The sequence below is a fragment of the Allorhizocola rhizosphaerae genome, from assembly GCF_003426775.1.
GTDB classification, from domain to species: domain Bacteria; phylum Actinomycetota; class Actinomycetes; order Mycobacteriales; family Micromonosporaceae; genus Allorhizocola; species Allorhizocola rhizosphaerae.
On sequence record NZ_QJUG01000257.1, the window covers coordinates 1 to 11,164 of the forward strand.

Consider the following 11,164-nt stretch of genomic DNA (forward strand, 5'->3'; position numbering starts at 1 on the left):
CCCGGCAGCTCACCCAACCCGGCTGACCGCAACACCGCCGGCCGCCGGAGTCATGCGACTCCGGCGGCCGCCCGCAACGCTCCCATCAGGACGTAAGGGTGGCCATCAGGCGCGCCGGCTCCGCCCGCGACCCCACGCCGAGTTTGCGATACACCCGTCCGAGGTGGAACTCGACCGTCGTCTGGCTGAGGAGCTGAGGAACAGCGCCGAGGCGATCTCCTTCTGTGGAGTTGTAGAAGGGGATCCGCGCGCTATTCCTGTGCCTTGCCGGACGTAATGCGGGAGACCACCAGGGCGATGAGGATGATGGCGCCGTTGAGTGCGCCGATCCATTGTGCGGGCACGCCCGCGAGGGTCAGCACATTTTGGATCATGAACAGGAGCAGGATGCCGGTGAAGGCGCCGAACATGGTGCCCTTGCCGCCGTTGAGGCTGACGCCGCCTATGACGGCCGCGGCGAACACGGTGAAGATCGCGCCGTTGCCCTGTGAGGCCGCGACGGAGGCGAGCCGGCCGGACAGCATCAAGCCACCGAGAGCGGCCAGGGTGCTGGCGGACACGAGGGCGATCCACAGGACCCGGTCGGTGCGGATGCCCGCGGCCTTGGCGGCGTCGACGTTGCCGCCGATGGCATAGAGCGAGCGCCCGAAGCTGGTGTATCCCAGCAGCACAATGCCGCCCGCGAACAGCCCCAGGCAGATCCAGATCGATGCGGGGATGCCGAACCACATGGCGGTGCCCGGGTACATCATCGAATCAGGCAGCATGAAAAACGTTTGGCCGCCCGAGATGCCGGTGAGCAGGCCGCGCAGCACGATCAGCATGCCCAGCGTCACGATGAACCCGTGCAGTCCAAACCGGACGATGAGCGCGGCGTTGGCCACGCCGATGAGCGCGCCGACCGCAAGCGTGATCGGGATGGCCCAGCCACCGGGCACCAGCCCCAGCCCGTGGCCGGCGCCGACGGCCACGGTCATCCAGGCCGCGACGCCGGGCGCCAGACCGAACGTCGACTCCAGCGACAGGTCCATCTTGCCCGCGACCAGAACGATGGTCTGCGCCAGCACGAGCAGCGCGACCTCGGACATGGTCTGGCCGATGTTGATGAGATTGTCGGGCGCGAGGAAGACCGGGCTGATGATCTGCCCGACGATGGCGATGAGGATGATCGCCGGTACCAGGGCCAGGTCGCGCAGCCGGGCAAGTGCCACCCCACCGGCGATCCGGCGGGGCGGGGCCGTAGTGAGCTCACCCATCGATGGTCAGTCCTTCCATTGCAGCAACGGCATCGCGGTCGGCCCATCCGCGGGGCAGCTCGGCGACGATGCGCCCCTGGAACATCACGAGAATCCGGTCGCACAACCGCAGGTCGTCCAGTTCGTCGGAGGCGACGACGACGGCCGTCCCGGCGTCGGCGACCTGTTCGACCTTGGCGAGCAGGAACTCCTTGGACCGCACGTCCACACCCGCCGTGGGAGTGATCAGGACCAGCACCCGCGGCTCGTTGGCCAGCGCGCGGGCCATGACCACCTTCTGCTGGTTGCCGCCCGACAGCTGGGCGACGGGCAACCCCGGCCCGGGTGCCTTGATCGCCAGGTGGTCGATTGCCGCGGCGGCGATGGTGTCCCGGCGCCGCCCGCTCAGGAATCCGGCCGGGCCGAGCCGCTGCGGGATGGTCAGCGTGGCATTGTCGCCGATGGACATTGCGGGCACGAGCCCTTGATGGTGCCGGTCCTGTGGCACGAAACCCACACCGGCGGCCAGAGCGTCAGCCACGTCACCGTGGCGCAGCCGCCGCCCGGTCACGGAGATCGTGCCCGCGTCGGCGGCGCGCAGCCCCACGATGGTCTCGGCGACCTCGGTCTTGCCGCTGCCCCCGGACCCGGCCAGGCCAACGATCTCACCGGGCCGCGCCTGGAACGACACGTCTTCGAAAACCCCCGCAGTGGACAGACCATCGACGTCCAGGAGCGCGTGGGCCGACTCCGCCGGCGCCCTCCGCGTCCGCGGAGTCGCGAGGGCCGCGGCCTCACCGGTCATCGCGGCGATCAGCTCACCGCGCGCGAGTTCGGCCACGGGCGCGGTGACGATATGGCGCGCATCCCGGAAGACGGTCACCATGTCGCATATCTCGTAGATCTCCTGCAGGTGGTGGCTGATGAACAGGAACGTGACGCCCTGCCGGCGCAGATCCCGCATGCGGGCGAAAAGGCGGGCGATCGCGGCGGCGTCGAGCTGGGCGGTCGGTTCGTCGAGGATGATGAACCGCGCGCCGAACGACAGAGCGCGGGCGATCTCGACGAACTGCCGCTGCTCGACGCTGAGGTCGCCCGCCCTTGTCCGCACGTCCACATCGACCGACCACTCCGTGAGCAACTCATGCGCGCGGCGGCGCACGGTGCCCCAGTCGATGAGCCCGGCGCGCCCGCGGTCGTACCGGTTGAGCATCAGGTTCTCGGCGACGGTCAGCTCCGGGATGATGGTGGACTTCTGGTAGACGCAGGCGACGCGGCGGCGCCACGCGTCGCGATCGGACAGTCGCGGCGCGGGCGCGCCACCGAACGTCACCGAACCGGAGTCGGGTGCCTGCAGGCCGGTGAGGATCGCGACCAGTGTGGACTTCCCGGCTCCGTTGCGGCCCACCAGAGCGTGCGTCTCCCCGGTCCGCACGGTGATCCCGGCGTCGTCGAGCGCCACCGTGGAGCCGTATCGCTTCGTGATGTGCCTGGCCTGCGCGACCTCACTCATGTGCACCCCCGGCCGGCTAAATGTTGTTGCCCCACAGGGACTTGTCGTCGGGTTTGACGCTCTGGATGCCGCCGTATGCGCCGCCGTCACGGGTCACCAGCGGGGCCGAAAGCTGGTCCTCCAGCACACCCGGGCGTACCTGAATGATCGTGCTGTCGTGGTCGGTGCGGCCCGGCTGGAAGGTCTTGCCGTCGATCGCGGCCTTGAGGTAGTGCAAAGCGTATTTGGCGTACAGGTCGGCCGGCTGCGAGACCGTGGCATCGATGTTCCCGGCGGCGATCTCCTGAAGTTCCTTGGGAATGCCGTCGTTGGACACCACGAACACGTGCTTGGGGTCGTCGGGCGCGACGAGCAGGTTGCGCTGTTTGAGCAGCTGCAGCGTGCCGGCCAGGGCGAAGCTGGACTGCATGTAGATGCCCTTGATGTCCGGGTGCTCGGTGAGCCGGATCTGCAGCTTCTGCGACGCGATCGCCCCGTCCCAGTTGGTCGCCTCGCCGAACACCGTGATCGCGGGATAGTTCTTCTTCATGCAGTCGTTGAACGCCTCGGTGCGATCGCGGCCGTTGATCGACGCCAGATCGCCCTGCAGCATCACCACCTTGCCGCTTGCATTCAATTTGGTACCGAGGAACTTGCACGCCTTCTCGCCGTACGCGCGGTTGTCGGCACGCACGACCATGAACACGTCGCCCTGATCCGGGCGGGTGTCGATGCTCACAACCGGGATCTTCTTGGTGGCAAGCGTCTGCAGGGCCGGCGCGATGGCCGCCGTGTCCTGCGGCGCCATGGCGATGCCCTTGACGCCCTGACTGATCAGCGTCTGCACGTTGGAGCTCAGCTTGGCCACGTCGTTTTGCGAGTTGGTGGTCTTCAGCTCCAGCCCGAGTTCCTTGGCGTACTGCGGGACGTATTTGATGTACGAGTTCCAGAAGTCGGTGTCGGAACGGGGGTAGTCCACACCGATCACCGGCCTGCCGCTGCCGCTGGACGTCTCGCCTCGGTTGCATGCGCTCATGAGCAAGGCGGACACGGCGACGACCGCGGCCACGGCCATACTTTTGCGGTTCATCAAAACTCCTCGGGGGACCGAATCGAGATTGTCCACTGTGGACCGTCCGGGTAGCGGTATGCCGCAATGGATTCGGGATGTATCCGCGCGCCGATGCCCGGTGCGGTGGGAGCCGTATAGCGACCATCACGGATGACGACCGGGTCCACGAAATGCTCGTGCAGGTGGTCGACGTATTCGATCATCCGGTCCTCCATGGTCCGGCTGACCGCGATGTAGTCGAACATCGCCAGGTGCTGCACCATCTCGCACAGGCCGACGCCGCCCGCGTGCGGGCAGACCGGCACCCCGTATTTGGCGGCCAGCAACAGGATCGCGACGTTCTCGGTTACGCCGGCGACCCGGCTGGCGTCGATCTGCACCACGTCGACGGCACCGGCCTGCAGCAGTTGTTTGAACATCACCTGGTTGTGCACGTGCTCGCCCGTGGCCACCTTCATCGGGGCCACCGCAGCGCGGATGGTGGTGTGGCCCAGCACATCGTCGGGCGAGGTGGGTTCCTCGATCCAGTACGGTTCGTACGGCGCCAGCGCCGTGAGCCAGCCGATCGCCTCGTCGACGCCCCACGCCTGGTTCGCGTCCACGGCGATGCGGAAGTCCGAGCCGACCGCCTCGCGGGCCAGCCGCAGCCGCCGCACATCGGCGTCGAGGTCGGCGCCGACCTTCAGCTTGATCATGCCGAAGCCCTCGGCCACCGCCTGTTTGGACAGGCGCACCAGTTTCTCGTCGGTGTAGCCCAGCCAGCCGGGTGTCGTGGTGTAGGCCGGATATCCCCGTTGGAGCAGAAACCGTTCACGCGGCCATCGTTCGGGCTCCGCGCGTTGCAGGATCTGCAGCGCTTCCTCGGGCGTGAGCGCGTCCCTAAGGTACCTGAAGTCAATCAGCTCAACGAGTTTCTCCGGGGGCATCTCGGCCAGCAGCCGCCACAGCGGTTTGCCTTCCTTGCGGGCGTAGAGATCCCACATCGCGTTGACGACCGCTGCGGCGCCCATGTGGATGACGCCCTTGTGCGGACCGAGCCACCGCAATTGGCTGTCACCGGTGAGCCGTTTGGAGAAACCACCGAGATCGGCTAGGACGTCGTCCAGCGGTAGGCCGACCACCAGCGGCGCCAGCGCCTTGACTGCGGCCACCTGGAGGTCGTTGCCGCGACCCACGGTGAACGTCAGGCCGTAACCCTCCTGCCCGTCGCTGGTCCGGATGGTGACGTAGGCCGCGGAGTAGTCGGGCTCGGGGTTCATCGCATCCGACCCATCGAGCTCGCGGGACGTGGGGAACCGGACATCGACCGCCTCGACCTCGCTGATGAACGTCATGCGCCCAGAGCCCCTTCCCGCTGTCATGGGATGTCTTTATAACTCTTGAGATCGCCGCCGTCTAGATGCTGGGCCGTTTTGCGCCGTCTATCGGCTTATGTCGCATCGACTCATCGCCGGACCATCCGCAGACATGGGATTGCGTGGGAGAATTCCTCAGTGGGCTCGATCCGCGGCAAGGTCGGCCAGGCGGATCAGTTCAGCCCGAGCCTGCACCTCCAGGTCAAGGGACTCCAACGCCTTGACCGCCAGGCCATGCCCGAGCCGGATGCGACTCTCGATCGCCTCAAGTGCACCGCAGTCGGCCATGATGGTCCGGACCGTCTCGGCACCCGTGTTGTCGAGGTCGGGATTGCCCACGAGCGAGCGCAACACCTCCAGCTGGCCGCGGTCGGCCTGGGCAAGGGTCAGGGCGAGCAACACCGTCGGCTTGCCCTGGCGCAGATCGTCGAGCACCGGTTTGCCGGTCCGATCCGGATCGCCGAACACACCCAGCAGGTCATCGCGCAGCTGAAAGGCCTCGCCGAGGGCGTCGCCGGCGGCGGCGTAGCCGCGCAACAGGCGCGTGTCGCCGCCCGCGAGCGCGGCTCCGATCTGCAGCGGCCGCGTGATCGAATAGCGCGCGGTCTTCAGCCGCGCCACCAACATCGCGCGTGCGACGGCACGCTTGCCGCCCTTGCCGTTGACGGCGTACGAGAGCACATCGAGGTGTTCGCCCGCGATCGCCTCGGACCGGGCGGTGGCAAACAGTTCGTGCGCCCGGCGCAGTGCCTCCGGCGCCGCACCGCACCGGCAGAAGAGCTGCTGCGCCCACGACGCGCACAGATCGCCGCAGAGCAGGGCGACGCTGCGCCCGAAGTGCGCGGGGTCGCCCTGCCATCTGCCTCGGCGGCGTTGCTGCGCGTGGTGGGCCGCGAACCGTTCGTGCATCGAGAGCGCACCGCGCCGTTGCCCGCTGCCGTCGATGATGTCGTCATGGATCAGCGCGAAGCAGTGGAACAGCTCCAGCGCGGCGCCGGCGACGATGGCCGTGTCGTCCGGCGGCTTGCCGTCCCGGCGCACGCCTTGAAAACCCCAATAACAGAAGGCAGGCCTCATCCGCTTGCCTCCGTTGAGGACGAACTCGCGCAGCGCCTCCCACACCGGCCGGCGGTCCTGCCCCGTCCACATCCGTTGCTGTTCCTGGAGAAAGCCGTCGAGCACCGTGTCCACGCGCACGCGCAGTGTCATGAGGCGATTCCGGACAGGCGCAGCAGCAACGTTTTCACGTCGGTGGCTGCCAGGCGCTGCGTGCCAAGGGGCGCGGAGCAGAGCAGGATCGGCGAGGCGTCCGTGTGCAGAATTCCGTGGGATCCTCGAATGGCCTGGGCGCCAGGATCAAGACCTATGACATTCATCCGGTACCGCAAACCAAGTTTCTTTTTCACCAGCGCCTTCGCCGCACGGGCCTTGGCGGCGGCGGGAGAGGCCGGATCGAACAGCAACTCGGCCGGGTCGTAGCCCGGCTTGCGGTGGATCTCCACGTGGGTGGCGAAGTCGGGCGCACGCGCTGCGTCGAGCCAGTAGTAATACGTGAACCAGGCGTCCGGCTCGGCGAGCAGCACGAGCTCGCCCGAGCGTGGATGGTCGAGCCCATGCCGTGCCAGCCCTTGCCCGTCAAGGACTTCCGCCACACCGGGCAGCTCGGCGCACAGCTTGGCCACCTCCACCGGATCCTTGGTGTACACATGCGCGATCTGGTGGTCGGCGACCGCGAAGGCGCGTGACGTCCACGGGTCCAGGTATTCCATGCCGTCCTGGGTGTGCACGTTGAGCAGCCCGTGTGTCCGAAGCAGACGGTTGATGTGGACCGGCCGGGACACATCGGTGATCGCATACTCCGACAGCGCCACGACAATCGCCCCACGACTTGCGGCGGCGTCCAGCAGCGGCGCGAGCACACCGTCCAACTCGGACGCCGCGCTCGCGGCCCGCGGTGACGACGGGCCGAACCGCTGCAGGTCGTAGTCCAGATGCGGCAGGTAGACAAGCGTGAGATCCGGGTCCCGGGTGGCCATCACGTGCCGTGCCGCGTCCGCGATCCAGGCCGACGACGTGATCCCCGCGCCCGGCCCCCAGTAACTGAACAACGGAAACGGCGGCAGCTCGTCGTGCAGGTCCGCGGGGAAGGTATAGCAGTCCGGGTCTTTGCGCCCGTCGGCCCGGTAGATCGGGCGCGGCGTGATGGTCCAGTCGACGTCGGCGCCCATCGCATACCACCAGCAGATGTTGGCGACCGTGTAACCGGGCCGGACCTTGCGCGCGGCCTGCCACACCTTTTCGCCGCCGACGAGCCCGTGGTGCTGGCGCCACAGCAGCACCTCACCCAAATCCCTGAAGTACCAACCGTTTCCGACGATGCCGTGCTCGCGCGGCAGCTCGCCGGTGAGTAGCGTGGCCTGCACACTGCAGGTGACCGCGGGCAGGATGGTGTCGAGCCGGGCGGTGTGGCCGCACGCCCGGCGCAGCCGCGGCATGTGCTCCAGCAGATCGGCGGTCAGCCCCACGACATTGAGGACGACAAGACGCTCCATTACGACACTCCCAGTCCGTGCAGTTGGTCGCGGGCGAAGGCCAGCTCGGCGGCGATGCCCGTGGCGAGCCCGGCGTCGTCGGCCGGGCGCTCGGCCTCGGGAAGCACGGTCCACGTATACGTTTCGACCTCCAAGTGGTCGCACACCGGCCCCGCCATCAGCGCCGCCAGCCCTTGGCGCAGCACGCCGGTGCTCGTGCTGAGCGGGGGTTGGGCCGTGCCGTGCAGCGGGGCGTGGAAGTGCACGCGCCACGGGCCCGAAGCCCGGGAAGCCAACGCCTCGGGCAGGTCGTCGAACGCCGCCCCGCCCGCGCTGCGCGTCTGGTGCAGGAAGCGCGGTTCGGCATACTCGGACAGCACATCAACCGCGGCGACCGGATCGGCGACCTCGAGCGCGGCCGACACCTGTGCCTTGACGATCGGGATCCCGGCCGCGGTGAGCTTCGCGACGGTGTCGGCCGGGTCCTCCCAGGCGCACGCGAGGTGGGCCAGGTCCAGACACACGCCGATGACGTCGTTGTCCAATGTGGATAGCGCGGTCACCGCCTGGTCGACGGTCTCGACGACGCAGCCGGGCTCGGGTTCGAACGCCACCCTGACCCGGCCCAACCGGCGCAGCCCTCGCGCCAGCTCGTCGAGCAGCCGTCGCGCCTGAGCCATCCGCGCCTCGTTCCAGTCCGTCCGCCAGGCGAACGGCAGCGTGGAGATCGACCCGCGAGCGGCGTCGTCGGGCAGCAAATCGGCGAGCACCGTGGCCAGATCGCGGGTGTAGGCCAGGCGCCGGCGATCCGTCCAATCCGGAAGGTAGACCTGATGCTTGACCACCGGAGCATGGAAGGCCTGATAGGGAAAGCCGTTGAGGGTCACCGTCTCCAGGCCGCGCACCGCCAGCTCCCGGCGCAGCCGCAAGCGCAGATCCCGATCCGCCGCGAGGACGGCGGCGACCGGTGCGGCGAGCCACAGACCCAGCCCGAGCACGTCGGCGCCGAGCCGGTCGCGCACCGGCACGGCGAAGCGGTCCAACTGGGCCAGCACACCGGGCAGGTCCTCGGCCGGATGCACGTTGGTGCAGTAGGCGAGATGCACCGTCGAGCCGCCGGGATGGTGCAGGCGCATCACGTACCCCCTCGAAGAATGGAATTTCCGGCGAAGGTCGCCTCGCCTGCCGCGACATCGAGGTCGAGCCGGCCGGACTGGCCGTAGAACTCGACCGGGTTGCGCCACAGGACCTTGTCGACGTCGTCGTCGGAGAACCCGGCGGCGAGCATCGCCTCGGCCGTGCGCAGGGTCAGCAGGGGATCGGAGCGGCCCCAATCGGCGGCCGAGTTGACCAGCACGCGTTCGAGACCGTACTGCTTGAGGATCGCGACCATCCGGTCCGGGGACATCTTCGAGTCGGGGTAGATGGAAAAGCCCATCCAGCAACCGGTTGGGGCCACCAGACCCACGGTGAGCTCGTTGAGGTGATCCAGCACCACCCGGCTGGAGTCGATGCCCGAGTCCTGGACCACCTCGATGCTGCGTTGCGTGCCGGTCAGCTTGTCCCGATGCGGGGTGTGCACCAGCGCGGGCAGCCCGTGCTCGATGGCCATCGCCAGCTGCGCGGCGAAAACCTTCTCCTCGTCGGGGGTCATCGAGTCGTAGCCGATCTCGCCGACCGCCACCACCCGGTCCTTGGCCAGATATCGGGGGAGTACCTCAAGCACCTCACGGCAGCGCGGGTCGTTGGCCTCCTTGGGGTTGAGCGCGATCGTACAGTGGTGGCGGATGCCGTACTGGCTCGCGCGGAACGGCTCCCAGCCCAGCAGCGAGTCGAAGTAGTCCAGAAACGACCCCGCGTTGGTGCGCGGCTGGCCGAGCCAGAACGCCGGCTCCACCACGGCCGCAACCCCGGCCGCGGCCATCCGCTCGTAGTCGTCGGTGGTGCGGGAGGTCATGTGGATGTGTGGATCGAAGATGCGCATCAGATCAGCCTCTCCTTCAGGGCCAGCGCGTCGGCGGGCATCGTGCGCCTGGCTGCCTCACGTTCGCGGTGCAGGCCGTCGAGCATCCGGCCGAGCTCGGCGTCGGCGCGCCGGTCGAGATCGTGCACAGTGGACAGGTGCAGCCCCATGAAGACCGCCTTGAGCACGCCGTGCCGCCACGCCGCCGGGTCGAGGTGCGCCGAGTAGGGGCCGAGCGCGGCCGAGATCAGCCGGGTGTCGTTGCTGCGCAAAGCATCGTGCAACAGCTCGACGTGCCGCCCGGTGTCATCGATCGCGGGAAGGCCCAGCAGTACCGCCCGTTTCTCGTCGTTGTCGCCGTAGCGGTACAGCTCCTCGGCCCACTCGGGTGCCGCGGCCAGCAGGCGCACCCGGGCGTCATCGGCCCGCTCACGCCCGACATGGCGCCGCACCGCCGGGAACAGCACCGTGATCTGCTGCGGATCCTTGGCGATCGCGGTGAGGCATCGGCCGACCCAGTCGGCGGCTCGCAGGAACCCGATCGAGCGTGCCGCGACGCCCGGCGCGTCGTGGGAATGCCGCGGCAGCTCGACGGCGACCAGGCCGGTGTAGCCCGCCTCCGCAAGGGCCGCGAGCACGGGTGGAAAGTCAATCTCGCCTTCACCGAACTCGAGGTGCTCGTGCACACCCCGCCGCATGTCGTCGATTTGCACGTTGACCAGATGCGGCCCGGCCAGCCGCACGCAGTCGGGCACGTCGTGCGGCTCCACGGCTCGGCAATGTCCAATGTCGAGAGTGAGCCCGAACTCCGGTGGTGCGCCGAGGTCTTCGCGCAGCCGGGCCCAGCGTTCGATGGTGTCGACCACCATGCCCGGCTCGGGTTCGAAGCCCAGTTTCACGCCTCTTCGGCCGGCGTGTTCGACGACCGCCGCGCAGCCGGAGACCAGGCGGTCCCAACGGTCCACTGTGGACACCCCCGACCAGAACGAGACCGCTTCGGCTTCCAGGTCGGCGGCGATGTCGATCGCCCGGCGCAGGAAGTCGATGCGGACGTCGGCGTCATCGTCGAGCAACGTGGGCGCGTGCTTGCGGCGCGGGCTGAGCAGATAGCGGGCTCCCGTCTCGATGACCACCGCCAGCCCGTGGTGGTGCAGCGCCGTGGCGACGGCGTCGACCTGCTTCAGGAGGTACGGCTGAAAGGGGTCCAGGTGCGCGTGGTCGAGCGTCAGCGCCACGCCCGCGTAGCCGAGCTCGGCGATGACGGCCAGCGCGTCATCGAGCCGATGGTTGGCGAACCCGTTGGTGCCGTAGCCGAATCGCAGGCTCATGTTGGCGACACCGCCTTGGCGAGTCTGCGGGCGAGCGGGGCGGCCGCCGCCACCGCCACACCGGTGGCCGGGTGGCCGAAGCGGGCGGCGAGTGCGCCCTGCAGCGCGGGCAGAGACGTGATGCCCGCGCCGACGGCCGCCCGGACGTTGCCCGCCTCCGGCTTGTCGAACGCGCGCTTCTGCGCCCG

The 11,164-nt window shown here is 68.5% G+C and carries 10 protein-coding genes and 1 pseudogene; all 11 read right to left on the minus strand.

The features are described from left to right. Window positions 1-85 precede the first annotated feature (85 nt). Window positions 86-244 (minus strand): LuxR C-terminal-related transcriptional regulator, encoded by a 159-nt coding sequence (locus DM816_RS46025; RefSeq protein WP_117214939.1) that lies wholly within the window; start codon window positions 242-244, stop codon window positions 86-88. A gap of 7 nt (window positions 245-251) precedes the next feature. Next, window positions 252-1,256 carry an ABC transporter permease gene (locus DM816_RS35685; RefSeq protein ID WP_117214922.1) on the minus strand — a complete coding sequence of 335 codons (1,005 nt, stop codon included), beginning with the start codon at window positions 1,254-1,256 and terminating at the stop codon, window positions 252-254. After that, on the minus strand, window positions 1,249-2,748 hold the full coding sequence (locus tag DM816_RS35690) for a sugar ABC transporter ATP-binding protein (protein ID WP_117214924.1): 1,500 nt from the start codon (window positions 2,746-2,748) through the stop codon (window positions 1,249-1,251). Before DM816_RS35690 ends, DM816_RS35685 begins: the two co-directional genes overlap by 8 nt. 16 nt (window positions 2,749-2,764) lie before the next feature. Beyond that, on the minus strand, window positions 2,765-3,817 hold the full coding sequence (locus DM816_RS35695) for a sugar ABC transporter substrate-binding protein (protein WP_117214926.1): 1,053 nt from the start codon (window positions 3,815-3,817) through the stop codon (window positions 2,765-2,767). Next, complete coding sequence (locus DM816_RS35700; protein WP_117214928.1) at window positions 3,817-5,133, minus strand: enolase C-terminal domain-like protein; 1,317 nt, start codon at window positions 5,131-5,133, stop codon at window positions 3,817-3,819. The genes DM816_RS35695 and DM816_RS35700 overlap by 1 nt, the downstream gene beginning before the upstream one ends. A 156-nt stretch (window positions 5,134-5,289) precedes the next feature. Next, window positions 5,290-6,363, minus strand: coding sequence for a polyprenyl synthetase family protein (locus DM816_RS35705; protein ID WP_117214930.1), 1,074 nt, complete (start codon window positions 6,361-6,363; stop codon window positions 5,290-5,292). Next, the gene (locus DM816_RS35710) at window positions 6,360-7,706 is read right to left on the minus strand and encodes an alkaline phosphatase family protein (protein ID WP_117214932.1); all 1,347 of its coding nucleotides are present in this window, start codon (window positions 7,704-7,706) and stop codon (window positions 6,360-6,362) included. The genes DM816_RS35705 and DM816_RS35710 overlap by 4 nt, the downstream gene beginning before the upstream one ends. Beyond that, complete coding sequence (gene eboE / locus DM816_RS35715) at window positions 7,706-8,821, minus strand: metabolite traffic protein EboE (RefSeq protein ID WP_117214934.1); 1,116 nt, start codon at window positions 8,819-8,821, stop codon at window positions 7,706-7,708. The genes DM816_RS35710 and eboE overlap by 1 nt, the downstream gene beginning before the upstream one ends. Continuing rightward, complete coding sequence (locus DM816_RS35720; RefSeq protein WP_117214936.1) at window positions 8,821-9,669, minus strand: TatD family hydrolase; 849 nt, start codon at window positions 9,667-9,669, stop codon at window positions 8,821-8,823. Before DM816_RS35720 ends, eboE begins: the two co-directional genes overlap by 1 nt. Continuing rightward, window positions 9,669-10,976: a TIM barrel protein gene (locus DM816_RS35725; protein ID WP_117214938.1), complete on the minus strand. Its 1,308-nt coding sequence runs from the start codon at window positions 10,974-10,976 to the stop codon at window positions 9,669-9,671. Before DM816_RS35725 ends, DM816_RS35720 begins: the two co-directional genes overlap by 1 nt. Then, window positions 10,973-11,164: pseudogene (locus DM816_RS35730) on the minus strand (SCO3242 family prenyltransferase); the annotation flags it as partial. The gene DM816_RS35725 and the pseudogene DM816_RS35730, both read right to left, overlap by 4 nt.

Bases quoted from the DNA above. Each gene is read 5' to 3' on its own strand.
- DM816_RS35685 (WP_117214922.1), bottom strand. From the start codon at position 1,256: ATGGGTGAGCTCACTACGGCCCCGCCCCGCCGGATCGCCGGTGGGGTG.
- DM816_RS35705 (WP_117214930.1), bottom strand. From the start codon at position 6,363: ATGACACTGCGCGTGCGCGTGGACACGGTGCTCGACGGCTTTCTCCAG.
- DM816_RS35695 (WP_117214926.1), bottom strand. From the start codon at position 3,817: ATGAACCGCAAAAGTATGGCCGTGGCCGCGGTCGTCGCCGTGTCCGCC.
- DM816_RS35690 (WP_117214924.1), bottom strand. From the start codon at position 2,748: ATGAGTGAGGTCGCGCAGGCCAGGCACATCACGAAGCGATACGGCTCC.
- DM816_RS35700 (WP_117214928.1), bottom strand. From the start codon at position 5,133: ATGACGTTCATCAGCGAGGTCGAGGCGGTCGATGTCCGGTTCCCCACG.
- DM816_RS35720 (WP_117214936.1), bottom strand. From the start codon at position 9,669: ATGCGCATCTTCGATCCACACATCCACATGACCTCCCGCACCACCGAC.
- DM816_RS35725 (WP_117214938.1), bottom strand. From the start codon at position 10,976: ATGAGCCTGCGATTCGGCTACGGCACCAACGGGTTCGCCAACCATCGG.
- DM816_RS35710 (WP_117214932.1), bottom strand. From the start codon at position 7,706: ATGGAGCGTCTTGTCGTCCTCAATGTCGTGGGGCTGACCGCCGATCTG.
- eboE (WP_117214934.1), bottom strand. From the start codon at position 8,821: ATGCGCCTGCACCATCCCGGCGGCTCGACGGTGCATCTCGCCTACTGC.